Annotated in this window: 26 protein-coding genes; 9 read left to right on the top strand and 17 right to left on the bottom strand. The window is 59.5% G+C overall.

The window, feature by feature from the left end:
• Positions 1 to 120 precede the first annotated feature (120 nt).
• From msub_RS12285 to msub_RS12275, 3 genes are all read right to left on the bottom strand, one after another.
• Positions 121 to 393 carry an oxidative damage protection protein gene (locus msub_RS12285; RefSeq protein ID WP_048496284.1) on the bottom strand — a complete coding sequence of 91 codons (273 nt, stop codon included), beginning with the start codon at positions 391 to 393 and terminating at the stop codon, positions 121 to 123.
• A gap of 75 nt (positions 394 to 468) precedes the next feature.
• Positions 469 to 1536, bottom strand: a complete 1068-nt coding sequence (gene mutY, locus msub_RS12280) for an A/G-specific adenine glycosylase (protein WP_048496283.1) — start codon at positions 1534 to 1536, stop codon at positions 469 to 471.
• The gene (locus tag msub_RS12275) at positions 1536 to 3737 is read right to left on the bottom strand and encodes an AsmA family protein (RefSeq protein WP_048496282.1); all 2202 of its coding nucleotides are present in this window, start codon (positions 3735 to 3737) and stop codon (positions 1536 to 1538) included. Before msub_RS12275 ends, mutY begins: the two co-directional genes overlap by 1 nt.
• Positions 3738 to 3931: 194 nt before the next feature.
• Between msub_RS12275 and msub_RS12270 the strand changes: the two genes are divergently transcribed.
• From msub_RS12270 to hisF, 5 genes are all read left to right on the top strand, one after another.
• Positions 3932 to 4393 carry an SRPBCC family protein gene (locus msub_RS12270; protein ID WP_048496281.1) on the top strand — a complete coding sequence of 154 codons (462 nt, stop codon included), beginning with the start codon at positions 3932 to 3934 and terminating at the stop codon, positions 4391 to 4393.
• Positions 4394 to 4509: 116 nt separating this feature from the next.
• A complete protein-coding gene (gene hisB, locus msub_RS12265) occupies positions 4510 to 5103 on the top strand; it encodes an imidazoleglycerol-phosphate dehydratase HisB (RefSeq protein ID WP_048496280.1) in 594 nt (197 codons plus the stop codon).
• Positions 5104 to 5160: 57 nt separating this feature from the next.
• Positions 5161 to 5802 (top strand): imidazole glycerol phosphate synthase subunit HisH, encoded by a 642-nt coding sequence (gene hisH, locus msub_RS12260; protein WP_048496279.1) that lies wholly within the window; start codon positions 5161 to 5163, stop codon positions 5800 to 5802.
• On the top strand, positions 5796 to 6533 hold the full coding sequence (gene hisA, locus msub_RS12255; RefSeq protein WP_048496278.1) for a 1-(5-phosphoribosyl)-5-[(5-phosphoribosylamino)methylideneamino]imidazole-4-carboxamide isomerase: 738 nt from the start codon (positions 5796 to 5798) through the stop codon (positions 6531 to 6533). Before hisH ends, hisA begins: the two co-directional genes overlap by 7 nt.
• 7 nt (positions 6534 to 6540) lie before the next feature.
• On the top strand, positions 6541 to 7317 hold the full coding sequence (gene hisF, locus msub_RS12250; RefSeq protein WP_048496277.1) for an imidazole glycerol phosphate synthase subunit HisF: 777 nt from the start codon (positions 6541 to 6543) through the stop codon (positions 7315 to 7317).
• 42 nt (positions 7318 to 7359) lie between these two features.
• Here hisF and msub_RS12245 read toward each other — a convergent pair whose 3' ends face one another.
• The 4 genes from msub_RS12245 to gpmM all read right to left on the bottom strand — a co-directional run bounded on the left by msub_RS12245 (position 7360) and on the right by gpmM (position 12374).
• Positions 7360 to 8175 carry a divergent polysaccharide deacetylase family protein gene (locus msub_RS12245; RefSeq protein ID WP_048496276.1) on the bottom strand — a complete coding sequence of 272 codons (816 nt, stop codon included), beginning with the start codon at positions 8173 to 8175 and terminating at the stop codon, positions 7360 to 7362.
• Positions 8172 to 9575, bottom strand: a complete 1404-nt coding sequence (locus msub_RS12240; RefSeq protein WP_048496275.1) for a S41 family peptidase — start codon at positions 9573 to 9575, stop codon at positions 8172 to 8174. The genes msub_RS12245 and msub_RS12240 overlap by 4 nt, the downstream gene beginning before the upstream one ends.
• A gap of 97 nt (positions 9576 to 9672) precedes the next feature.
• Positions 9673 to 10806: a murein hydrolase activator EnvC family protein gene (locus tag msub_RS12235; protein ID WP_227506718.1), complete on the bottom strand. Its 1134-nt coding sequence runs from the start codon at positions 10804 to 10806 to the stop codon at positions 9673 to 9675.
• 20 nt (positions 10807 to 10826) lie between these two features.
• On the bottom strand, positions 10827 to 12374 hold the full coding sequence (gene gpmM, locus msub_RS12230) for a 2,3-bisphosphoglycerate-independent phosphoglycerate mutase (protein ID WP_048496274.1): 1548 nt from the start codon (positions 12372 to 12374) through the stop codon (positions 10827 to 10829).
• Between the two features lie 147 nt (positions 12375 to 12521).
• On the opposite strand from gpmM, the gene msub_RS12225 reads away from it, so the two are divergent.
• Both msub_RS12225 and secB read left to right on the top strand, forming a co-directional pair.
• Positions 12522 to 12938, top strand: coding sequence for a rhodanese-like domain-containing protein (locus msub_RS12225; RefSeq protein WP_048496273.1), 417 nt, complete (start codon positions 12522 to 12524; stop codon positions 12936 to 12938).
• A gap of 134 nt (positions 12939 to 13072) precedes the next feature.
• Positions 13073 to 13576 carry a protein-export chaperone SecB gene (secB, locus tag msub_RS12220; RefSeq protein WP_048496272.1) on the top strand — a complete coding sequence of 168 codons (504 nt, stop codon included), beginning with the start codon at positions 13073 to 13075 and terminating at the stop codon, positions 13574 to 13576.
• Between the two features lie 82 nt (positions 13577 to 13658).
• On the opposite strand, the gene trmL is transcribed toward secB, so the two are convergent.
• The 4 genes from trmL to msub_RS12200 all read right to left on the bottom strand — a co-directional run bounded on the left by trmL (position 13659) and on the right by msub_RS12200 (position 17326).
• On the bottom strand, positions 13659 to 14123 hold the full coding sequence (gene trmL / locus msub_RS12215; protein ID WP_048496271.1) for a tRNA (uridine(34)/cytosine(34)/5-carboxymethylaminomethyluridine(34)-2'-O)-methyltransferase TrmL: 465 nt from the start codon (positions 14121 to 14123) through the stop codon (positions 13659 to 13661).
• A 5-nt stretch (positions 14124 to 14128) separates the two neighbouring features.
• Positions 14129 to 15307 (bottom strand): acetyl-CoA C-acetyltransferase, encoded by a 1179-nt coding sequence (locus msub_RS12210; RefSeq protein ID WP_048496270.1) that lies wholly within the window; start codon positions 15305 to 15307, stop codon positions 14129 to 14131.
• 129 nt (positions 15308 to 15436) lie between these two features.
• Entirely contained in the window at positions 15437 to 16183 is a 747-nt protein-coding gene (locus msub_RS12205; protein ID WP_048496269.1) for a pteridine reductase, read from the bottom strand.
• Between the two features lie 21 nt (positions 16184 to 16204).
• A complete protein-coding gene (locus msub_RS12200; protein WP_048496268.1) occupies positions 16205 to 17326 on the bottom strand; it encodes a tRNA nucleotidyltransferase in 1122 nt (373 codons plus the stop codon).
• Positions 17327 to 17788: 462 nt separating this feature from the next.
• On the opposite strand from msub_RS12200, the gene msub_RS12195 reads away from it, so the two are divergent.
• Both msub_RS12195 and msub_RS12190 read left to right on the top strand, forming a co-directional pair.
• A complete protein-coding gene (locus msub_RS12195) occupies positions 17789 to 18331 on the top strand; it encodes an LPP20 family lipoprotein (RefSeq protein ID WP_048496267.1) in 543 nt (180 codons plus the stop codon).
• 9 nt (positions 18332 to 18340) lie between these two features.
• Positions 18341 to 19552 carry a flagellar assembly protein T N-terminal domain-containing protein gene (locus tag msub_RS12190; protein ID WP_048496266.1) on the top strand — a complete coding sequence of 404 codons (1212 nt, stop codon included), beginning with the start codon at positions 18341 to 18343 and terminating at the stop codon, positions 19550 to 19552.
• Positions 19553 to 19565: 13 nt separating this feature from the next.
• Here the strand turns inward: msub_RS12190 and msub_RS12185 are convergent, their stop codons facing one another.
• The 6 genes from msub_RS12185 to sufC form a co-directional block, all read right to left on the bottom strand.
• Complete coding sequence (locus msub_RS12185; protein WP_048496265.1) at positions 19566 to 20036, bottom strand: SufE family protein; 471 nt, start codon at positions 20034 to 20036, stop codon at positions 19566 to 19568.
• Positions 20037 to 20579, bottom strand: coding sequence for a putative Fe-S cluster assembly protein SufT (sufT, locus tag msub_RS12180; RefSeq protein ID WP_048496264.1), 543 nt, complete (start codon positions 20577 to 20579; stop codon positions 20037 to 20039).
• 88 nt (positions 20580 to 20667) lie between these two features.
• The gene (locus tag msub_RS12175) at positions 20668 to 21021 is read right to left on the bottom strand and encodes a HesB/IscA family protein (RefSeq protein WP_048496263.1); all 354 of its coding nucleotides are present in this window, start codon (positions 21019 to 21021) and stop codon (positions 20668 to 20670) included.
• A gap of 13 nt (positions 21022 to 21034) precedes the next feature.
• A complete protein-coding gene (locus tag msub_RS12170; protein ID WP_048496262.1) occupies positions 21035 to 22288 on the bottom strand; it encodes an aminotransferase class V-fold PLP-dependent enzyme in 1254 nt (417 codons plus the stop codon).
• Positions 22289 to 22294: 6 nt separating this feature from the next.
• Positions 22295 to 23593: a Fe-S cluster assembly protein SufD gene (gene sufD / locus msub_RS12165; RefSeq protein WP_048496261.1), complete on the bottom strand. Its 1299-nt coding sequence runs from the start codon at positions 23591 to 23593 to the stop codon at positions 22295 to 22297.
• A gap of 15 nt (positions 23594 to 23608) precedes the next feature.
• Positions 23609 to 24394, bottom strand: coding sequence for a Fe-S cluster assembly ATPase SufC (sufC, locus tag msub_RS12160; RefSeq protein WP_048496260.1), 786 nt, complete (start codon positions 24392 to 24394; stop codon positions 23609 to 23611).
• Between the last annotated feature and the right edge of the window lie 157 nt (positions 24395 to 24551).

Genomic DNA, 24551 nt, shown 5'->3' with positions numbered 1-24551 from the left:
TGTTGCGCGTCTGCTGTGCAACGGGGCGCTATTAAACCGGTTTCGATGTTTTGAGTCAAGGCTGAGCCGGAAAAATTTCTGAATCTTTTCAGGCGTGCTCAGGCTTTGATCAATACGGCGCTATTGTTCCGGCGGAACATAGCCTTCGGCCTTGTCGAAAGGTTCGTTGTTGAAGAAGTGTTCCATCTGCGCCTGCAGGTATTTGCGGGTGTTCGGCTCCATCAGGCTCAGGTGTTTTTCGTTGATCAGCATGGTCTGCTGGGCCTGCCATTCTTCCCAGGCCTGTTTGGAGATGTTCTCGAAAATGTCCTGGCCGCGGGCGCCGGGCATGGGCGGGAAGTCCAGGCCTTCCAGTTCTTTCTGGTACTTGCGGCAGAAAACGGTACGGCTCATGGTGGCTCCTGTTGGCAAATGGTACTGGCGGTGATGATAACAGATCGTTGCGACTGAAGGCGCAAGCGGGCCATCTCAAAGCAGGACGGCTTGCTCCGGTTCGGTGAGCAGCGAGCGAATCGGTGCCGGTAGCCCGAGATTCAGCGCTTCATGCCGATGCAGCCACCTCAGGTGATCCTTGTCTGCAACGGTGTTGGCTCCGCCCGTTACGCTCAGGCGGGCTGGCTGAATGTGCAGGTGGTAATGGGAGAAGGTGTGCCGAAAGCCGCTGATCAGCTCCGGCTCTGCGCAATCCAGCCCCAGGCTCTGCTCGCATGCTTCCTGAAGTTCGTCTACCCCGTAGGCCGGGTCAAGTTCCGGAAGGCTCCAGAGGCCGCCCCAGATACCGCTTGGCGGGCGGCGCTCCAGAAGGATGCGGCCTTCCCGGTCTTCAAGGATTACCATCCACGTGGTCTTTTCCGGTTTGGCTTTCTTCGGTTTGGAGCCGGGGTAGAGTAATGTTTCACCCTGGGCGTAAGCCTTGCAGCCCTCTTGTAGAGGGCAGCTGTCACAGGCCGGACGGCTGCGGGTACACACTATGGCGCCCAGATCCATAATGCCCTGGGTGTAGTCACGCACCCGGTGTTCCGGGGTGTGTTCTTCGGCCCTTTGCCACAGTTGGTTGAGTACGGCGGTCTGGCCGGGCCACCCGGGAATGGCGTGGTAACGGGCCAGTACCCGTTTCACGTTGCCATCCAGTATGGCGGCGCGAATGCCGAAGGCCTGGGCCAGTATGGCGGCTGCGGTGGAGCGGCCGATCCCGGTGAGTGATTCAAGCTCTTCCCGGGTTTGTGGAAACTCGCCATCGAAATCGCGAACCACCGTTTGCGCGGCTTTCTGCAGGTTGCGGGCCCGAGCGTAATAACCCAGGCCGGACCAGTGGCTGAGCACATCATCCACCGGGGCTTCGGCCAGGGCATGGACGTCCGGGAAACGTTCCATGAACGCTTCAAAGTAGGGGATAACGGTGATGACCTGGGTTTGCTGCAGCATGATTTCCGAGACCCACACCCGGTAGGCGTCCCGGTTGTGGTGCCATGGCAGGTCATGCCGGCCATGGCTGTCGTACCAGTGCAGCAGCTTTTCGGCGAAGCTGTCGGGCATCAGTTGAACAGGCCTTTGAGTTTGTCGCCCAATTCGTCCTGGAGCTTTTCCTTTACCTTTTCCTCAGCTTTGGCTTTGGCCTCGTCCACTTTCTCTTCGACTTTGGCCCGGGCAGCGTTCTTGGCAATGGCCTGCAGGGTGTCCCGGAAGCGGGAGCCGTCGAAGGAGCACAGGCTGGCCGGCTCTTCAGAGAAGTTGCCGCGGCACTCCACCGGTATCACCGCATTTTTTACGTATTCGGTCACCCGACAGGCGTTATCCCGGTGAATCTCTCCGACAATGCGAAGCCCGGCCTCATAGTCCAGCAGGTTCTGCCTCAGGTCGACGGTTCCCTCACCCTCCAGTTTCATGCCAGCGAGTGAGGCCACCAGGTCGGTGTTGTTCAGGATGTTGCCATTGATGTCGAAGGTGCCTCGCATGTCATTGAAGGGTGTGGTGGCGCCCCAGTCTGTGGTCGTCAGTTCCTCCTGGTTGACCAGGGCAATGCCCTGGCAGGCCATGCGGGTGAGGTTCAACTTGCGGAACTCACCCTCTGCCAGGTTGAAGCTCACCTTGCCATCGGCGTTGCTGCGCAGGGCGGACATGCGATTGCCGGTGGTGGAGGCGTTCACTTTCAGGTTGGCGCCGCCGGCGAGCATGGTCACTTCCGCCAGATCGGCGAGCAGTGGCAGGGTTTGCACGTTGGAAACGTCTGAAGCCACGGTCCACTTGGGGTTGTCGGTTCTGGCGTCGATGGTGGCATTGGCGCCGAAGCTGCCTTCGTACAGCTTGCCGCTGAACTCATCCACTTTCAGGAGGCCATTTTTGGCGGTGGTGCTGGCCTTGATCTCGTTAATGGACAGGTTACTGACGATCAGCTGGCCAAGCCCGAAATCGATATCCAGCAACAGGGAGCGCAGGGTCTCCAGTGGCAGCAGGTCGGCCTCGGGAGCCGCAGCCGCTGCAGACTCTGTTGGTGCCTTGGCGGCATCGGTTTCTACGGTTTCTGCGGCGGTTACCTCCACTTTTGGCGGCAGGTAGCGATCGGCATTCAGTTTGTCGCCCTGCAGGTTGAACACAACGCCGCCGTTGGCGAGGGTGTAACTGCCGGAACCGGTGAACGTGGTGTCGTCGAGTTTCAGGTTCACATCGCTCAACTCGACCTTGCCGGCCGGGCCGCCGATGCCGGTAGAGAAGGCCAGTGCCTTGAGTACGTCCGGATCACGGGTTTCGATAGGCGGCTGCCCCAGGTTTTCCATCAGAGCCTTCAGGGAGAACTCGTTGATGGCCAGGGTGCCGTCGATTGCCGGTTTGTCACCAAAACCTTTCACGTTCAGCGTGGTGTTCAGGGTCAGATTGGCCAGGCTGGCGCTGAAATTGCTCAGGGTGGCGGTTTCGTTCTCCAGGTTGGCGCTGGCGGAGCCGGCCAGTTCGGCGGTAACGGTTTTGGTGCCGAAGGGCGCACCGGTCATGTCAAATACTGCCTTCAGGCCCGCCACCGAAAACTCGTTCAGGGCCTCGTTGAGACCAAGTTTGGCATCGATCGTGCCATCCACCTCAAACACCGGGTCAGTCGTGACCACACGGAACCCCACGTTCAGCGGGAACTGGGAGCCAGGAGAGATATCGCTGGCGCTGAGGGTGAAGTCTTCCAGGGTGACGGTCTGGCCGGTGGTTTTGTCGATGTATTTTACCTCGGCATTGCTGACCTGGACGTTTTCCACGTTGAAGTTCAGCGGCTCTGCGCCGCCGGCCTGCTCAACCGGTTGTCCGGCTGGCTCCGGGGCCTGCGCGGTTTCGGCGCCTGCGGCTTGCTTTTCACCGCCTTTGGCAGGTTCGGGCATGATCCGGGTCCAGTTGCCCACGCCCTGCTCATTCACCACCAGGCGGGCGTCCAGGCCATCCAGTACAAAGGTGTCCACCTGAGGGGACATGGCAATCAGCGACCAGAAATCTACCTGTGCCACCAGCTTCTCCATGGCAACCAGGCGTTCGCCCTCCAGGTTGGCCGCAACGTTATTGAGCTCCAGGCCCAAAGGAAGGAAAGACCAGCCAATATCACCCTCGAGGATCAGGTCGAGGTTGGTCTGCTTCTCAACAGCCTGTTCGATCTGGGGCTTGTAGTCGTTGGGGTTGATCACGGCCATGGCGATGGCAACGGCGGCCACGGCGAGGATGATCAGCGCAACGATGGCGATCAGTACATAACGTACGGCTTTCATGTTTAAGGCTTCCTTCCTGACGTTGGGAGCTTGCAGGCATTCGAGGCGAATCCTGGCGCGAATAACCTAAAGGATAACGCAGGGTTAACAAATTAACAGCGCGGGAGTATGACAATGCGGTAGTGTTGGGCCAGAATGCATGTCCTTTATTTTCTGACTACATTGAAACCTATAAACACTAAAAGGAGTTGGCTGTGGCTATTACCGTTGCGATTGAGCTGAACCGGGAACTTGAAATACCGGGGAGCTACGACGAGGTGTTTGATCTGCTGGCGGATGTGCCGCGCTCGGCCAGCCACTTTCCCAAGGTCCACAAACTGACCGATCTGGGCGATAACGCCTACCGCTGGGAAATGGAGAAAGTCGGCGTCGACAAGCACGCGATCCAGTCTGTGTATGCCTGCAAATATTCCTCAGACAAAGAGGCCGGCAAGATTACCTGGGAACCGGTGAAGGGGGAGGGCAACGGCGTTGTGCGCGGCTCCTGGGCCATCAAGGCGAAAGGCGACAAGGCCACTGCCGTGAAATTCCACACCAGTGCCGAGCTGACCCTGCCGCTGCCGAGCCTGCTGAAACTGGCAATCAGCCCGGTAATCAAGCACGAGTTCAACGGCCTCGTGGATACCTATATGAATAACCTCAAGAAGGCGTTTTAACCGCATTGCGCTATCGAAGCGATTAAACCGGTTGTGGGACTCAGGCGGACATAAAAGGTATAATCGCCGGATCGAATTTTTCCGGCGTGCTGCCGCCCAATTGTCACGGAGTCCCCATGGCCGAACGCAAGGCTCGGGTAGAACGAAATACCCTTGAAACCCAGATTACCGTTGAGATCGATCTCGACGGTACCGGCAAATCCAGTTTCGACACCGGTGTGCCTTTCCTGGAGCACATGATGGACCAGATCGCCCGCCATGGCCTGGTGGATCTGAACATCGTCTCGAAGGGCGACCTGCACATTGATGACCACCACACGGTGGAAGACATCGGCATCACCCTGGGCCAAGCCTTCAAACAGGCCGTGGGCGACAAAACAGGCATCCGCCGCTATGGCCACGCCTATGTGCCGCTGGATGAAGCCCTCTCCCGGGTGGTCATCGACCTGTCTGGCCGGCCCGGCCTGATGATGGATGTACCCTACACCCGAGGCGCTGTGGGAGGCTTCGATGTCGACCTGTTCGAGGAGTTCTTCCACGGCTTCGTGAACCACTCCATGGTGACCCTGCACATTGACAACCTGAAGGGCAAGAACACCCATCATCAGATTGAAACCGTGTTCAAGGCCTTCGGCCGTGCCCTGCGCATGGCCATCGAAATGGACGAGCGCATGGCGGGTATTACTCCGTCAACCAAGGGTTCGCTATAACCCGCTTGTTTTAGAAAGACTCGCTGTAACCGGTCACCCGAGGACACCGCAACAACCATGAAAACCGTTGCCATAATCGACTACGGCATGGGCAACCTTCACTCTGCCAAAAAAGCGGTAGAGCACGTCGCCCCGGACACCACCGTACTGGTCACCGACAACGCCGACAAAATCCGCGAAGCCGACCGGGTGATTTTGCCCGGCGTCGGCGCCATCCGCGACTGCATGGCCGAAATCCGCCGCCTGGGCGTTGATACCCTGGTACGTGAAGTCTCGAAAGACCGGCCTTTCCTCGGCATCTGTGTTGGCATGCAGGCCCTGATGTCCCGCAGCGAAGAAAACGGTGGCGTTGACTGCATTGGCCTGTTCCCTTCGGAAGTGCGCTATTTTGGTGACCACCTCACCGAAAACGGCGAACGCCTGAAAGTGCCACATATGGGCTGGAACCAGGTACATCAAACCGTTGATCACCCTCTGTGGCAAAACATTCCTGATGCTGACCGTTTTTACTTCGTGCACAGTTTTTACGCCGAAGCCGAGGGCAATGTCGATATGGCCGGCCGTACCCACTACGGGGTTGATCTGGCGGCTGCGGTGGCGAGAGACAATATTTTTGCTGTGCAATTCCACCCGGAGAAAAGTGCCCGGGCAGGTTTGCAGTTGCTTGAGAATTTTACAAACTGGACTGGAAAATGCTGATAATTCCCGCGATCGATCTGAAAGACGGCAAATGCGTACGCCTGCGGCAGGGCCGGATGGACGACTCCACGGTGTTTGGTGACGATCCCGTCGACATGGCCACCCGCTGGGTGGAAGCCGGCGCCCGCCGCCTGCACCTGGTCGACCTGAACGGCGCCTTTGCCGGCGAACCCGTTAACGGCGAGATCGTCCAGGCCATCGCCCGCAAATACCCGGATCTGCCGATTCAGATCGGCGGTGGCATCCGCTCTGCGGAGACCATTGAAGCCTATCTGAAAGCCGGCGTGCAGTGGGTCATCATTGGCACCAAAGCCGTCAAAGAGCCGGAATTTGTCACCGAAATGTGCAAGAAATTCCCGGGCCATATCATCGTTGGCCTCGACGCCAAAGACGGCCGGGTGGCCACCGACGGCTGGGCCGAAGTCTCTGAAGTGATGGCCACCGACCTGGCCAAACGCTTTGCCAATGATGGCGTGGAAGCCATCGTCTACACCGATATCAGCCGTGACGGCATGATGCAGGGCGTGAACGTGGAAGCCACCGCTTCGCTGGCGGAAGAGGGCGGTATCCCTGTAATCGCCTCCGGAGGCGTTACCAACATGGACGACCTCAGGCGACTCGCCACCGTGGCCGACAAGGGCATTCTCGGCGCCATTACCGGCCGTGCCATCTACGAAGGCACCCTCGATGTAGCCGAGGCCCAGGCCTTCTGTGACAGCCTTAAGGGGTAAGCAAAGCATGGCTCTGGCAAAACGCATCATTCCCTGTCTCGATGTTGACAAAGGCCGCGTGGTCAAAGGCGTGAACTTCGTGGATATCCGGGATGCCGGTGACCCGGTGGAAGTGGCCCGCCGCTACAACGACCAGGGTGCTGACGAGATTACCTTCCTCGACATCACCGCCAGTCATGAAAGCCGGGACACCACCTATGAAACCGTCGAGCGGATGGCGGCCGAAGTGTTCATCCCGCTCACCGTGGGCGGTGGCGTGCGCACCGTGGATGATATCCGCAAGCTGCTGAATGCCGGTGCCGACAAGGTTTCCATTAATACGGCAGCCGTGTTCAATCCGGAATTCGTGCGCGAGGCAGCGGACCGTTTCGGCAGCCAGTGCATTGTGGTGGCCATTGATGCCAAGCGGGTCAGCGAGGAAGGCGAGGAACCCCGCTGGGAGATTTTTACCCACGGTGGCCGCAAGCCGACCGGGCTGGACGCCGTCGAATGGGCCCGCAAGATGGTGGAAATGGGCGCTGGCGAATTGCTGCTGACCAGTATGGACCGTGACGGCACCAAGATCGGATTCGATCTGGGGCTGACCAGGGCCATCAGTGATGCGGTGATTGTGCCGGTGATCGCCTCCGGCGGCGTTGGCGAGTTGCAGCACCTGGCCGATGGCGTCACCCGTGGCGGGGCCGATGCGGTGCTGGCGGCGTCAATCTTCCATTTTGGCCAGCATACGATTCCGGAAGCCAAGGCGTTTATGAAGGCGCAGGGTATAGAAGTCCGAGACCAGTGAGTGAAAAAGGGGTCAGATGAAGTTTTTCATCTGACCCCTTTTTCATTGCTTCTTTGCAAAGGCTGGCTGAATGGCCTGCTTCTCTCCCTCGGCAAACATCTCCCGATTGCTGTTACGCATGGCCCACAGGCCGCTCACTGTGGCAATGGCGATGCCCTGCTCATCCAACTCGGGCAGGTGCTTCTCAAGATAGTCCACCGTGACTTTATGGGGATGGCCAATTCCGATGGCGCTGCCGTTCTCCCGCGCGCGCTGGATCAGCAGTTTGAACTGCCTGTCGACGAATTCCTCGGTTTGTTCATGGTCGAGAAACACGTCCCGGGAAAGAGTGGGAATCCGGTACGCAGCAGCCACATCTCCGGCAACGGTTGAAGCAATCGTTCGGCTGTCGACAAAATACACCGGGTAACGGAAGAGCTCCTTCATTACCCAGTCCATCGGCTGCAGTTGCTGGGTGAGCAGGCTGCCCATATGATTATTCACGCCCTGGACAAATGGAATGGAGCGGAGCGCGCGGCGGAGCGTGGTCACCATGCTCTGCTCGTCCATATCGGTGGTCAGGCCCCCCGGCCCCAGCCCGAAATCGTGGGTGTTGGCCATCGGCGCGTGCAGCATGATTTCCTTGTTGTGCTGGTGGGCAAGCCGGGCCAGGGTGTCGGTATACCTGCGGTATGGCAGGAAAGCCAGGGTCAGTGGCTGATCCAGGCTGATCAGTCGCTTACCCTCGTGAAGGTCGTGGCCCATGTCATCAATGATGATGGCGATGGTCGGGGGCAGGGCCTGTTGCTCAGGCTCTGCCGCTGCCAGGCTGGTGGTCGCCGAGAGGGCGCACGCCAGCAGGAAGCTTACTGCCCTCACTGGCCGCTTCCTTGAGCCTTGGCTTTGTCCTGCGGGTTCAGAATATGGATGCCCTTGAGCAGGTTGAGCGCCGAGCGCAGTTGGTAATCCTGCTCCGCCAGAGAGGCGGTGTCGTCTGGCGCCGGTGCTTCCTGGTCCTGCTTTTTCTCGTTCTTGCCCTTGAGGTGCCCGGTAAGGTCGGCCTCGGTGAAGAACGGCTTGCTGTCCAGCTCTTTGAGCTCGGCCGGGCGCACTTCAATATCCGGTTTGATGCCCGTTGCCTGGATAGAGCGACCATTCGGCGTATAGTAGCGCGCGGTGGTCATCTTGATGGCGTGGTTTTCATCCAGGGGGATGACCGTCTGAACGCTGCCCTTGCCGAAGGATTTGGTGCCCATGATCACGGCGCGTTCATGGTCCTGAAGGGCGCCGGCGAGAATTTCGGAAGCCGAGGCAGAGCCACCGTTAATCAACACCACAATCGGTGTGCCTTCCATGACATCGCCTTCAGTGGCACTGAAACGCAGGCGCGAGCTCTGGATGCGGCCTTCGGTGTAGACAATCAGCCCCTCATCAAGCAGTACATCCGCTGTTTCCACGGCCGCCTGCAGGACGCCACCCGGGTTGTTGCGCAGATCAATCACCAGGCCATCAAGGTTGCCGCCGTGTTTGTTTTCAAGTTTTTTGAGCGCATCTCTGAACTGTGAGCCGGTATCGGCCTGGAACTGGGTAATCCGGACATAGCCGTAGCCGTTTTCCAGCATGCGGGATTTCACGCTGGTGACCTTGATGATATCCCGCTCGACTTTGATCTCGATGGGGCCCGTCTCGCCCTCGCGCATGATGGTCAGCGTGAGGATGGTGCCCGGCTTGCCGCGCATCAGCTGCACAGCTTCTTCCAGGCTCATGCCTTTTACCGGCTTCTCGTTGAGCTTGATAATCAGGTCGCCCGCCTGCACGCCCGCTTTCTGTGCCGGGGTGTCATCGATAGGGGCGATGACCTTTACGAAACCATTTTCCATGCCCACTTCAATACCCAGGCCGCCAAACTCTCCGGAGGTGCTTTCCTCCAGGTCTTCGTAATCCTTGGGAGCCAGGTAGGTGGAATGCGGGTCCAGATCCGACAGCATGCCCTTGATAGCGCTTTCGAGCAGCTGGCGATCGTCGACCTCTTCCACATAGGCATCCTTTATGCGGCTGAACACCTCGGTAAATTTCCGGAGATCGTCCAGGGGCAGCTGCTTTTCCGGATCCGGCAGGGTGATCTCAACCCGTTCGCCGTTCTGGATGCCTTCGAGCAGTTTTTCGGTGGCGGGGTTTTGCTCCTGGGCCCAGGCCAGCCCGGATGCGGTGGCGAAACAGGTAGCGAGGGCAATGCTGCGTAATGGAAAGGCATGGAGTGTGTTTCTGACCCGTTTCATTCACATATCCCGTTTTTATTCCGATAGTTGGACTGGTTTTCCTGATTTCGGACAGTATGGCGCCACCCGGGGCATTTGTCAGCCCTTCGGAGGCCGGTCAGTCGGCCAGCCACCGGTTCGGATTGTCGGGTTTGCCGTTATGTCGGATCTCAAAATACAGGGCCGGCGAATCTGTGCCGCCGGTTCGCCCCGCCAGGGCGATGGGTTCGCCGGCTGTTACCCAGTCTCCGGGACTGGTAAACAGGCTGCTGCTGTGGCCATAGAGTGTCATGTAGCCATCCCCATGATCAATGATGGTGATCAGGCCAAAGCCCCGAAGCCAATTGGCAAAGACCACGCGGCCATAATGAATCGCGCGGATTTCCGCCTCCTCCCCGGTACGGATGAGCAGGCCGGTACGCCGTAACTTGCCATCGGCGTAGCTGTCTCCATAGCCGCTCAGGACCTTCCCCTTTGCCGGCCAGGGCAGTTTGTCACGCAGTGAGGCGAAAGGGCGGGATTCATTGGGCGAGGGAATGTTGTTGATCGCCTGCTGCACTTCGGCAAGGAGTTTTTCCAGCCGCTTTCGGTCAGACTCCAGTTCTTCCCGTTCGCTGAGCCGGCTCTTGATGTCGGCATTGAGGGCGGCGAGAGTCTGCTGCCGCTGTTTTCTGGATGCCGCCAGTTCCTGCTGGCGCCTGGCAACGCTTTCCTCGGTGCGGGCCAGCTCCACTCGTGTTGCCTGAACGGCATCCCGGGTATTCTTGAGCTTCTTCAGGCTTTCGCTGAACGCCTCCAGGCGGGTGACCGTGTCCTTGCTGAGGTACTCGTAGTAGGTCATGGTCCGGGCAATCCTGTCCGGGTCAATCTCATTCAGCAGAACTTTAACAGCCGGCGCGTCACCCTCCATCCACGCGGCCCGGATCTGCTTCTTGAGGCTTTCCCGCTGGCGGTCAAGTGTGCGGGTAAGCTCCTGCTCCTCTTTCTCCAGTTCCCGGAGCCGCTGTTGCTGTTGTTCCGCCTTCTCGCGCAGGGAGCGGCGTTCCCTCGCCAGCCGGCTGATGGTGCGCTCGGTCTCGGCAAGCTGTTGTTCCAGGGCGGAGCGGTCATCCTCGGCATCAGCCAGCCAGTCATTGATGTCCTCAATGCGTTCCTTGAGGTCTTCAATCTGAGCTGGCGTGACCTCCTGCTGGGCGTGCACGGGCGCTGCGCCCAGGGCAAGGGCGAGCGCCAGAATAACGGAGCGTAGCAACGGTTGGTTCCGGGCCTGGGTCAACCGATCCTGACCAGGCTGTGCCCGGTCATTTCCTTGGGCGGCGCCAGCCCCATCAGTGCCAGCAGCGAAGGTGCCACGTCGCTCAAGCTGCCGTCATCCGCCAGGGCAACCTTGCGATGGCCGGTGTAAACCAGCGGTACGGGCCCGATGGTGTGCGAGGTATGAACCTGGCCGGAGCTCGGATCGGTCATCTGCTCGCAGTTTCCATGATCGGCGGTGATCAGGGCTTCACCACCCACCTCATCCAGTGCTTCAACCACTCGCCGGACACACTCATCAAGACACTCGGCGGCCTTGATAGCAGCGTCCAGTTTGCCGGTATGGCCAACCATGTCGCCGTTGGCGTAATTGCAGACAATCAGGTCGTATTTGCCACTCCTGATGGCCTCCACCAGTTTGTCGGTTACCTCCGGTGCGCTCATCTCCGGTTGAAGGTCGTAGGTGGCGACCTTCGGAGAGGGCACCAGAATCCGGTCTTCGCCTTTGAAGGGCGTTTCCAGGCCACCATTAAAGAAGAAGGTGACGTGAGCGTACTTCTCGGTTTCGGCAATCCGGAGCTGGGTCTTGCCTTGGTCGGCCATGTATTCGCCAAGACCGTTGGTAAGCTGCTCGGGCGGATAGGCACAGGCGGCTTTGATGTCTGCAGCGTATTCAGTCAGCGTCACAAAATCCGCCAGTTCAGGGTGCTTGCGCCGCTGAAAGCCATCGAAGTCCTTCTCGACGAAGGTCCGGGTCATTTCCCGGGCGCGGTCGGCCCGGAAATTCATGAACAGAACCGCATCGCCGTCGTTGATGGTGCCTTCCGGTTCCCCCGGTGCGTGAATGCGGGTCGGGGTGACGAATTCATCGTTTTCACCACGCTCGTATGCCTGTTCGAGGCCGGAAACCGGATCGGCGGCAGCGTACTCGGCGGTACCCTGGGTCATCAGGTTGTAGGCGGCTTCAACCCGATCCCAGCGGTTGTCGCGGTCCATGGCGTAGTAACGGCCAACGATGGAGGCAACGCGGCCAACGCCGAGATTCTTCAGCCTGGCTGCGGCTTTCTCCAGGGAGGCCTTGGCGCTGCGCGGAGGCATGTCACGACCATCCAGGAAGGCGTGGATGTAAACTTCCCTGGCGCCACGGGCAGCAGCCAGGTCGGCGGCGGCCAGAATATGATCCTCATGGCTGTGGACCCCGCCGGGGGACATCAGGCCCATCAGGTGAACCGCCCGTCCGTTCTGAACGGCTTTATCAATCGCGGCACAAAGCACTTCGTTGTTCTGGAAGTTGCCGTCTTCAAGATCCTTGTCAATCCGGGTCAGGCTCTGATAAACCACCCGCCCTGCGCCAAGGTTCATGTGGCCGACTTCCGAGTTACCCATCTGACCCTGTGGCAGGCCGACAAACATGCCCGAGGTGTTGATCAGGGTTTTGGGCTGGTTCTGCCAGAGTTTGTCCCAGAACGGGGTGTTGGCGTTGCTGATTGCGTTGTCTTCAGCCGGGTCGCGATAGCCCCAGCCGTCCAGGATAATCAGTGCAGTCGGCTTGCGCATTGCAGTCATCATTCAGTCCGGAAGCAAAATGTTAGTAAATTTACTAAAACGAAAATGGAGTTTATCTATTTTCGCATTTACTGGCCAGTTTCGTCACCTTCTGTCCGGGGAGCAGGCTGTGTATAATCCCGCCAAACTCATTATCAGGGTAAATTCATGGACCGGTTGTTTGAATTTGTCGTTAACCACTACATTCTCGTGTCGCTGTTCGTGGCCTTTCTCCTGGCCATCCTTTTTCTGGAGTCCCGCCGTGGCGGTGCCAAGATCTCGGCCCAGGGTGCGGTCAACCTGATCAACAGGGACGAGGCCATCGTGGTGGATATCCGCGACCGCAAGGAATTCGGCGAGGGCCGGATTACTGGTTCCATCAATATTCCGTTGAACAGCCTCAAGAGCCGGGTGAACGAACTGAGCAAGTTCAAGGACAAGCAGATTATCGTTGCCGACAAAATGGGCCAGCACTCGGCCATGGCGGTCAAACAACTGAACGCGGAAGGCTTCAGCAATGTCGTACGCCTCAATGGTGGCGTTGCTGACTGGAGAGCCAGCAATCTTCCGCTGGTGAAGAAGTAGAGCGGCCCTTGATCTGAAGGTCATTCTGCCGCACTGTTTCACATAAGCCGGCCCGGCCCCAACGTAGAATGTTCCGGCAGCACACTCCATAACAACGGGCCATGAGCCCATGATCGAGAACGAAAGGACTGAACATGGCTGAGAATCAGCAAGCCGCAGCAGGCAGTGACAACCAGAACCAACCCCAGTTCGCCCTTCAGCGGATCTATGTGAAGGACCTGTCTTTTGAATCCCCCAATTCTCCGGTGGTGTTTCAGGAGCAGTGGAAGCCGCAGGTCAACCTCGACCTCAACACCTCCCACAACAAAGTGAGCGACAACCAGTACGAGGTCGTGCTTTCGCTGACAGTAACCGCCAAAGTGGGCGAGAAGGTTGCTTACATCGTCGAAATTCAGCAGGGCGGTGTATTCCTGGTGCAGGGCATTGAAGGCCAGCAACTGGGCCAGATGCTCGGCGCCTACTGCCCGACGATTCTGTTCCCCTACGCCCGTGAAGCCATCGACGGTGTGGTCAACAAGGGCAGCTTCCCGGCCCTGATGCTGGCACCGGTAAACTTCGACGCCATCTATGCCCAGGCGCTGAAGCGCAAGCAGGAAGAGGCGGCAGGCGAGGCAAAGGAAGAACAGCAGACTCACTGAAGTAAAAATGGGGTCAGATGAAGTTTTCATCTGACCCCATTTTCCACTCCATTTTCATCTGACCCCTGTTTCAACCCCGATTTTATAACGCGCCGCTGAATCCCAGCTGTCGCCAGGCTTCGTAAACCACTACCGCGGCGGTATTGGAGAGATTCAGGCTCCGGCTCTCGGGGCGCATGGGCACCCGCAGGCGATGGCCGGGTGCCAGGCTTTCCCGGATGTCGGCAGGCAGGCCCCGGGTTTCCGGGCCGAACATCAGGTAGTCCCCATCCTGGTAGCTCACTTCATGGTAGGGGTGGCTGCCCTTGGTGGTCAGCCCGAACAGCCGTCCGGGCTGCTCGCTGGCCAGAAAGCTCTGGTAGTCCTGATGAACCTTGACAGTGGCGTACTCACTGTAATCCAGCCCGGCCCGCCGCATCTGTTTGTCTTCCAGGCTAAACCCCAGCGGTTCAATCAGGTGCAACTGGCAACCGGTGTTGGCGCACAGCCGGATGATATTGCCGGTATTCGGCGGTATCTCCGGCTCGTACAGCACAACGTGGAGCATGAAACTCAGCGCTCGACGGCCAGGGCAACACCCATGCCGCCACCGATGCACAGGGTCGCGAGGCCCTTGTGAACGTCACGGCGAACCATTTCATGCAGCAGGGAGACCAGGATGCGGCAGCCGGATGCGCCGATGGGGTGGCCCAGGGCAATGGCACCACCGTTTACGTTCACCTTGCTGATATCCCAACCCATATCGCGATTTACGGAAATGGCCTGGGCGGCGAAGGCTTCGTTGGCTTCCACCAGATCCAGATCGTCAACACTCCAGCCGGCGCGCTTCAGGCAGCGTTGGCTGGCGGGAATCGGGCCGGTCCCCATGATGCCTGGATCCACACCGGCGTTGGCGTGAGCCTTGATAGTGGCCAGCGGAGCCAGCCCCAGTTCTTTGGCCTTCTCGGCACTGCAGACCATCACGGCAGCGGCACCATCATTCAGCGATGAGGCATTGCCAGCAGTGACCGTGCCATCCTTCTTGAAGGCTGCGCGGAGGTTGCCCAGTCCTTCGGCAGTCACGCCATCGCGCGGGCCTTCGTCGCGGTCAACCACAATCGGGTCGCCTTTGCGCTGGGGAATGGAGACAGGGACAATCTGGCCATCGAAATAGCCGGCTTCGCGAGCGGCAGAGGCTTTCTGCTGCGAGGCGGCGGCAAATTCGTCCTGCTCTTTCCGGCTGATGCCGTATTTCTCGACAATGTTCTCGGCAGTAATGCCCATGTGGTAATCGTTAAACGCGTCCCACAGGCCGTCCTTGATCATGGTATCGACCATGGACCAGTTGCCCATCCGTTGACCGTTGCGGCTGTTGGGCAGTACATGAGGCGCCTGACTCATGCTTTCCTGGCCGCCTGCGATCATCATCTCGGCATCGCCACAGCGGATGGCCTGTACCGCCATATGAACCGCTTTCAGGCCGGAGCCACAGACCTTGTTGATGGTCATGGCGGGTACCGATGCCGGAATGCCGGCATTGATGGCGGACTGGCGAGCCGGGTTCTGGCCGCAGCCGGCGGTGAGGACCTGGCCAAGCACCACTTCATTGATCTGGTCGCCTGCGACCCCGGTTTCTTCCAGCAGGGCCTTTATGACGGCAGTTCCCAGCTGGTCTGCGCTCAGGCTGGCAAGACCTCCGCCAAAGGTTCCGATAGCAGTACGGCGGGCAGCAACAATAACGACATCACGCATGGGCATTCTCCGGATAAGGGGTGCACGAGAAGGTTGGGGCTCGTGCATGCAGGATTGAAAGCTGCCGGCATTGTATCCCCAAAGCTGCACCTGGCCAAAACCCTCAGGCTGGAAGCGTCGGCTGGCTGGCTACATATTCAGGCTGCGGCCACCATCGACCGAGACGATCTGCCCGGTAATGAATGGCGCATCGCAGATCAGGAAGGCAATGGTTCGGGCGATGTCGTCCGGCTCGCCGGTGCGTTTGAGCGGCGTCTTGTCGAGTATGGCCTGCTGCTGATCCCGGTCCATTTTACCGTCTCCCTCGGGCCAGAGAATGGCGCCTGGTGAGACGCCGTTTACCCGCACATCCGGTGCCAGGTCCTTGGCCCAGGAGCGTGTCAGTGACGCCAGACCGGCCTTGCCGGCGCAGTAAAGAGGGTGGTCGGCAAGGGGCTTTTCGCTGTAGATGTCGATCATGTTGACGACACTGCCGCCGTTTTCCCGAAGCGCCGGAAGGCAGGCCTGCAGCAGAAAGAAGGGGGCACGCAGGTTAGTGTGCATGATGGTGTCCCAGTCTTCCCCGGTGGCCGACTCGGTGGGGTGGGGGTAGAACACCGAGGCGTTGTTGACGAGTGCATCCAGCCGGTCCCAGCAGCCAATGGCGTCATCGGCAAGGGAGTAGATCTGGTTTGTGACGCTGAGATCTGCCTGAATCGCACAGGCCGAGTCCGGGCGATCTCGGTTGAAGCTTTCGACCAATTCTGTCGCCTGTTGCTCCCTGCTGCGATAATGAATCACCACATTCCAGCCTCGCTGGTGCAGGGTTGTGGCTGTCTGGGCGCCGAGGCGGTGGGCTGAACCGGTGATCAGGGCAACGGGGGCATCAGCGGACATCGGGACTCCTCATGGTTCGGATCATGGTTCGGATCGGTGTATGGCCTGGTCGATACGGGTCAGGCGCTCGGTCCGGATCACCTCGCCGAGAGCTTTGCCCTCGTAACCCTTGGCCAGAAGCGCTTTCGGATCAACACCACTGGCGGCGCGGGAAGCTGTGCGAAGCCGTTCAAGGCTTTCGTCGGCGTCCCGGACTGCACACCCGAGTACCCGAAGCAACTGCGAGAAACGCGCCGGGCGGCGCCAGAAATCCGCTTCATCGAGCAGCCCGAGCAAACAACCGGCATCGGGCGTCCCGGAGTGCATGTTCTGAAGTCTGGCACGGAAAGCGGTGGCCAGGCGCGCGAGGTTCTGGCTGTCGTTGGGCGCCTTCAGGGCTTTTGCCCGTAAACGGGCCTGGTCTTCTGCCAGCGGCGAGAGAAGGGCGGCAAACCGCTCCTCCGTGCTGGTCTCCGAGACTTTTTGTATGCAGCGAAGCGCCTGCATCGCTGGGGTAAATATCCCGTTTGCGTCCAGTTCCGGAATCAGAACGGCAAGCGCGCCGGAGTCCCTGAGCACCTCAAAGAAGGCGTCCGGTGCCTGCTCGTGCAGGGCCCGCTGTACTTCCTGCCAGACCCGCTCAGGCACCAGGTGGTCGACCTCGCCGTCATCGACCATTTTGCGCATCAGGTTCATGGTCTGGTCGCACACGGTGAAGCCAAGAGGTTGGAAACGCGCGGCAAACCGCGCGGTTCGCAGGATTCTCAGGGGGTCCTCGGCAAAGGCCCCGGAGACGTGGCGCAGCGTGCGATTTTTGAGGTCCGCCAGGCCGTGGAACGGATCCACCAGTTCGCCGCCCTCGGACCTGGCCATGGCATTGATGGTCAGATCACGGCGTTTGAGATCGTCTTCCAGGGTGACATCCGGCGCACTGTAAACGGTGAACCCGTGGTAGCCGTGCCCCTGCTTCCGCTCGGTACGGGCCAGGGCATATTCCTCGCGGCTTCGAGGGTGCAGGAACACAGGAAAGTCGGCCCCCACCTGTTTGAAACCCCGGGCAAGCATTTCCTCTGGCGTAGCGCCCACCACGACCCAGTCCCGGTCCTTGACCGCAAGGCCGAGTAATTCATCGCGAACAGCGCCGCCAACCAGATAGGTCTGCATGAAGAGGTCTTTTTCCCGGTTCTATGATTGGTGCGTGAAAGTGGGGTCAGATGATGGCTTTCATCGGACCCCGGATTCAGCGGATTATCCGACTTGAGTAGAAGGTTCGCAAATTCGCGGGTGAGGGGCGGCAGAGACGGGAGGCGAGATCGGGGTCAGATGAACTTTTCATCTGACCCCATTTTCAACCCCATTTTCAGCGGCTGATCGCGTGCTCAGCCGATTTTGAGCAGGGGCCGCGCTTTACTGAAAGGTGAAGCCCTATCCTGTTTGGTTGCTTTTGCGGTACATGACACAAGGGGTAACGGTTTGTTTTTAATGTGTAAACGGAGGCAGGTTTTTGCCGCCCGCGCATTTGCCGGATGAGCTGATTTCGGCCGTTATGTTGAATATCAGCGGGTTATCAAAACTGGCGCAATTTTTTCATGGAAACCGGAAATGACGATTTTCTGGAGACACGCAATGACCCTTCGCTGGATACTCATCCCTTTGCTGGTGGCGAGCCTTGCTGCCTGTGCGCCGGTTGGCAGTTACCGGGGCGGTGACGGTAATCGGGCGGACACCCTGCTGGAGCCGATCACCGTTCGGGTCAGCGGGCTGGGGACCTACGAGGATGTCGGTGCCGACCGCTCGAACACCCGCAAGCGTCTGATGGCCCGCCGGGCGTCCCAGCTCGACGCTTACCGCAACCTGGTTGAACGGGTATACGGAACCGTGGTTTACGGCAGTTCGACCGTGAACGACTTTGTGCTGCGCAACGACACCTTCCGCACCTATGTCGACAGCTATATTCGCGGCGCCAAGCTGGTCGCGGTTAATGAGCACAGCGACGGGGTGTTTGAAACCGTCATGGAACTGAAGCTCGAGCCACGCTTCCGGGCCTGCGTTGCCAGGGTCGCCGACAGTCAGGTTCGGGATCTTTGCCCGATCCCCCTGCCGCAGGAGAATGACAGCGTTGGTGATATCCAGAGCAAGGGCGTCGATTCCCTGTATTACCTTGAGTGATCAAAAGTTATGAAGCGCTTGTCGTCATCACTATTACTGTGGGTTCTGGCTGTTTCGCTGGTGTACGTGACCGGGGCGCAGGCTGTCGTTCTGGAAGGTGTGGGCCACGCCAGCATCTATAACGGAGATCTGGAGGCTGCCCGTGCGGAGGCCCGCAAGGCTGCGATCAGGGATCTGTCGCTGCAGTATGAAGCCCAGGTGAGCACCCGCGATACCATGGAAAATGGCGTGATTACCGAATCACAGGTTCGCCTGGCCTCCAACACGCGGGCAAGAAACGTCCGGATCATCGATGAATACCAGAGCGGCAATTTGCTCCGGGTGGTGGTGCGTGGCGATATCAGCGAGAGCCGCGACCAGTGCAGTGCCGGTGAGGCGAGTCGGCTGAAAAAGCGGGTTGCTGTTACCGGCTTTCCGCTGCTGCATCCGGACCAGGCCAGGATCGGAGGGCTTGACGATGCCGGCGAGATTTTGCCGCAGCAGCTCCAGCAGGCGCTGATAGAGCAGGGTGGGTTTCAGGTTTTTGGTGCGACTACCTCCAGGATGTTTTCCGACCTGTTGAACGCGCCGACGGTGCAGCAGGGCGACAACCGGCTGACCAACGTCTTGCAGCTCGCCCGGGAAATGGGCGTGCAGTTTGTGGTAACCGGGGTTATCCGGGATCTGGGTGTTGCCGATCCGTCCGCCTGGGGCACGTCGGTACTCGACAGAATGCAGCGCGGGCTTGGCACAGTGGATCAGCGCCGCCGGTTTGCGGCAGATCTGATAGTGTTTGATGGCTTCAGTGGCGCGCCGGTCTACCGGCAGCGGTTTGAAACCGTGGCGGACTGGAATGCCGGCCCGGGAGGCGTCGCCGGTTTCGGCTCGGCAGGGTTTCAGAAAACCGCCTATGGCCAATCAGTCAGTGGTGTTGTCGAGGCGATGGCGGCGGCCGTCACCGAGGCCCTGGTCTGTCAGCCGTTCATGACTCGCATCGCACGGGTGGATGGCTACTCGGTGACTCTGGAATCAGGGGCCACTGCCGGGCTCCGGCCAGGGGACGAGCTGAAGCTGTATCGCAGTGCGAGCTATTTTGATTCGCTGGGTGACGCACCTGAGCTGCAGGACAGCCATGTATCGGTGACCCTCGAAAAGGTTCAGCCCCGGTTCAGCCGTGGAAGCATGCAGCAGCTCGGTGGTTTGGTGAATATCCAGCGGGATGACATCGCCATTCTCTGGTAGGCCAGCGAGCCCTTCAGTTGCCGGCGCCGGCAATCTCGGCGGCGGCAATATCGCGGATTTTCCCCACCATGGCGCGCAGGCCGTTACCCCGGGTGGGGGAAATGTGGCGGAACAGGTCGAGTTGCTCGAACAGCTCGTCGATGTCGGTTGCAAGCAGGTCTCTCGGGGTTTTGCCGTTCAGGGCCACCAGGATGATGGCGGCCAGGCCGCGTACAATCATGGCGTCTGAGTCGATCAACAGGAACAGCTTGCCGCTGGCTTCATCGTAGTAATGGATCAGCCAGACCTGGCTCTGGCAGCCGTGCACGTAGTTTTCTTCAATGCGGGCGTCATCCGGGAACGAGGGCAGTTGTTTGCCCAGATCGATGATGAACGCGTAGCGCTCTTCCCAGTCGTCCAGAAACTCGAAGCCGTCGAGGACGTCTTCCAGGGTGGTGTCTTTGCCGAGCGGGTTGGTCAGAAAGGTTTCTTTGCTGGCAGTCATTTACAGCATTCCCAGTTCAAGCTTGGCTTCGTCGGTGAGCATGTCATTGCTCCAGGGCGGATCGAAAGTCAGGTCCACGGTTACCTTGTCGACATTGGGCACATGCTCCAGCTTGCGCCGGACGTCATCGGTGATCACCGGCCCCATACCGCAACCGGCGGCGGTCAGTGTCATCTTGACGTACACGTGGTTGCCCTCCGGAGTGCCATTCTCGATCTTGCACTCGTAGATCAGGCCGAGGTCCACCACGTTGACCGGAATCTCCGGGTCGTAGCAATTGCGCATCGCTTCCCAGACCTGGTTCTCATTGACGGTGCCGTCTTGCGGGGTCTCGAAGCTGCTTTCCAGGGGTTGCTTGCCGAGGGCGTCGGCATCGCGGCCTTCGATCCGGGCAAGGTTGCCGTTAACCGCGACGGTGAAGGTGCCGCCCAGTGACTGCGTGATGGTCACGAAGGTGTCCGACGGAATCATGATTTCAGTTCCGGAAGGAACAAGGCGGGCTTCCACCTCACGTTTGGTCAGCACCACTTCCCGTTCTTGCATGCCCAGACTGGCCTCGCTAAATGCTGTGTTTGTTAAGTCGGGGTCAGATGAACTTTTCATCTGACCCCATTTTCATCTGACCCCATTTTCAGACGACGGTAAAGCTCTCGCCGCAACCGCATTCGGCGGTGGCGTTGGGGTTGCGGAACTGGAACATGGAGTTCACGCCCTCGGTGACAAAGTCGATCTCGATGCCGTTTACCAGCGGCAAATGTTCCTCTTTGACGAAAACGTCGACGCCATCAATGTGAAACACCCGGTCGTCGGCGGCAGGCTCATCCACCCAGTGGGTTTCATACTTGAAGCCTGAACAGCCACTCTTCTTGATGGCGAGCCGGATACCGTGGGCGTCCGGTTTCTTGTCCAGTTGCTTGCGCACGTGCTTGACCGCGCTGGGCGTCATGGTGACGGCAACGGTCGGGGTGAAGACTTCGGCTGTCATGATTCCACCTCCATCAGGCAAACAGTCGCTGGACTTTCTGCAGGGCGGTAAACAATGTTTCCACCTCGTCCAGGGTATTGTAGAACGCGAATGACGCCCGGGCTGTACCGGGAACGCCGTAAAAATCCATCAGCGGCATGGCGCAGTGGTGGCCGGTGCGGATGGCGATGCCCTGCTGATCCAGCAGTGTACCTATATCACTGGGGTGCAGACCGGCGATTTTAAAGGACATGACTGGCACTTTCTGTTTGGCGGTGCCGATGATTTGCATGCCCGGTACGGTTTCCACCAACTGGTTGGCCCGCTCCAGCAGAGCGGCCTCGGCCGCCTCCATGGCGGGACGATCCAGGCCGTTCAGATAGTCGATGGCCGCGCCCAGTCCGACCGCCTCGGCGATGGCCGGGGTGCCGGCCTCGAACTTGTAGGGCAGGGTGTTCCAGGTGGTCCGCTCGAAGGAGACCCGTTCGATCATCTCGCCGCCACCCTGGTAAGGAGGCATTTCCTCCAGCAACTGGGCCTTGCCATACAGAACACCGATACCGGTGGGGCCAAACAGTTTGTGGGAGGAAAATACGTAGAAATCGCAGCCCAGGGCCCGGACATCCGGCTGGTAGTGGGGCACAGCCTGGGCGCCGTCTACGAGGGTAATGATGCCATGGGCCTTGGCCTGTTCGATCAGGGCCGCCACCGGGTTCACCGTGCCGAGCACGTTGGAAACATGGGTGATCGCCAGAATCCGGGTTTTGTCATTGAGCAGGCTGGTGAAGGATTCCAGGTCCAGCTCGCCGTCCGGAGTCACCTGAACCGGCACCACTTTGGCGCCGGTACGCTCGGCAACCATCTGCCAGGGCACGATGTTGGCGTGGTGCTCCATCTGGCTGACCAGGATTTCATCGCCGGCTTTCAGGCGGGGCGCCAGGCCGTTGGCCACCAGGTTGATGGCTTCGGTGGTGCCACGGGTCCAGATGATTTCCCGGGTGCTTTCGGCATTCAGGAAGTTGCGAATCGTCTCACGGGCTCCCTCGAAGGCGGCCGTGGCCCGGTCCCCCAGGGTGTGGGCGCCTCGATGAACGTTGGAGTGCATTTGCCGGTAGTAGCGATCCATGGCATCCAGAACCGCAACTGGCTTCTGGGCCGAGGCACCGTTGTCCAGGTACACCAGGGGTTTGCCGTTTACCTGCTGTGACAGGATCGGGAAATCCCGGCGAATCGCCTCCACATCGAAGGTGGTGCGCTTGGCGGTGCTTGCCACGGACAGATCGGTCATAACCGGTTACGCCTCCTGGAATGTCTGATCGAAGAAGTGGTTCAGGCGGCCCTGGACCGTTTCCCGCACCGCTTCAATCGGGATCTGCTCTACCAGCTCATTGATAAAAGCCATGGTAAGCAGCACGTTGGCTTCACGCCGGCCGATACCCCGTGACACCAGGTAGAACAGGGACGTTTCGTCAAGCTGGCCGATGGTGGCGCCGTGGGCGCACTTTACATCGTCGGCATAGATTTCCAGTTCCGGCTTGGTGTCGATCTCTGCTCCATTGGACAGCAACAGGTTCTTGTTGTTCATATCCGCATTGGACTTCTGGGCGTCCCGGTGGATATGAATCCGGCCGTTGAACACCGCATGGGACTGGTCTGCCGCGATGTTGCGATAGGTCTCTTCGCTGTTGCAGTGGCCCGCCACGTGTTCGATGGTGGTGTGGTTGTCGTAGTGCTGCTTGCCCTGGGTTACCACCACGCCGTTGAGCCTGCACTCGGCGCCTTCACCTTCCAGGCTGACCTGGAGATCATGCCGGCGCAACGGGCCGCCAAAGCCGACGCAGTGGCTCTCGAAGCGGGAGCTGCGCTGCTGCAGGACACCGGTAGAGCCAATATGCTGGACATTCGCGCCTTCCATGTTCAGGCGGATGCTGGTGACGTTGGCGCCTTCTGCCAGATTGAGCTCGGTGACGGTGTTTACCATCGCAGGCTCGGTGCCGCTGGAAATGTATTCTTCCACCAGGGTGATCTGGCTGTTGGCGCCGGCATCCACATAGATACGTGGGTAGGCGGAGCCGCTGGCGTCAGCGCTGGTCTCATGAATGATGAACAGGGGCTGCTCCAGCACCGCACCGGGTCTGAGACGAATCAGCAGGCCATCTTCAAACCGGGCGGAATTGAGGCGTGCCATCTGCACCGCCCGCTTGTCGGAATAACGGTCGAGCGTGCTGTCGAGCCGGCCGGCCAGTTCGGTGGCCTCGTCGTCGCTCAGATCGCCAAAGCTCTGGATCTGGATGCCGTCCAGGTCCGGGTATTCGCTGGCCTCGGGCATCATCACGCCGTTCAGGAACGCCACCTTGTAGCCGGGCACCGCCAGGCTGCTGCCGGTTTTACCTTCGGCCGGCAGGGAGATCGCCATCTCGTCGGTGAGCTTGAGATACTTGCTGGAGTACTTCCAGTTTTCGGTTTTCCGCGTCGGCAGCGGCATATCCACCAGAGCCGTCCCGCGCTGCTTGCGCAGGGCAGTCAGCGGCTCCGGCAGGGACTGCCCGGCCGGGTGCAGGAACGCGGTCGATAAAGTGGGTGCTGGTTTCATTCCGCGAGCTCCGGTTTAGTTGGCAGAACTGTTAGCTGGGCTGTCGGCTGTTTCTTCATCCTTGATGCCGAGCCAGCCATAGCCGCGTTCTTCCAGCTCCAGCGCCAGCTCACGGCCGCCGGATTTCACGATCCTGCCTCCCGCCAGCACGTGCACGTAATCCGGCACAATGTGGTTCAGCAGGCGCTGGTAGTGGGTCACCATCAGGATGGCCCGGTCATCCGCCCGAAGGGCGTTCACACCGTTGGAGACCACCTGCAGGGCATCAATGTCCAGCCCTGAATCCGTCTCGTCCAGAATCGCCAGCTTGGGCTGGAGCAACAGAGCCTGCATGATCTCGTTCCGCTTCTTCTCGCCACCGGAGAAACCTTCGTTGACGCCCCGCTTGAGGAACGCCGGGTCCAGATCCACCTGTTTGGAAACTTCTTTGGCCAGCTTCATGAACTCGGCCGCGTTCATCTCGCCTTCACCCTTGTGGTGGCGCATGGCGTTCACCGCGGTGCGCAGAAACTGCAGATTGCTGACGCCCGGAATCTCAACCGGGTACTGGAATGCCAGGAAGATACCTTCGCGGGCGCGTTCCTCGGTTTCCAGTTCCAGCAGGTTCTCGCCGTTCAGGGTGACTTCACCCTCGGTGACTTCAAATGCCTCATTGCCTGCCAGCACCTGCGACAGGGTGCTCTTACCGGAGCCATTCGGGCCCATGATGGCGTGAACTTCCCCGGCCTTGATTTCCAGGTTGATGCCCTTGAGGATTTCTTTGCCCTCAACGGATGCGTGCAGGTTCTTGATGCTCAGCATTTGTAGGCTTCTCTCTATCTCTGAAATTCTGTCTGTAAATTTAGACCCTTTCGGTGCCCGAAAAACGTTCGGGGCAGTGAGCGGGGGAGCTTTCCGGGATCGTCAAAATCATGGATGATTTTGTCGAGCATACAGGGACGTATTCACAGCGTATCCC

The organism is Marinobacter subterrani, from assembly GCF_001045555.1.
In the GTDB taxonomy this organism is placed as follows: domain Bacteria; phylum Pseudomonadota; class Gammaproteobacteria; order Pseudomonadales; family Oleiphilaceae; genus Marinobacter; species Marinobacter subterrani.
This window is presented reverse-complemented; position numbering and strand designations above follow the sequence as displayed.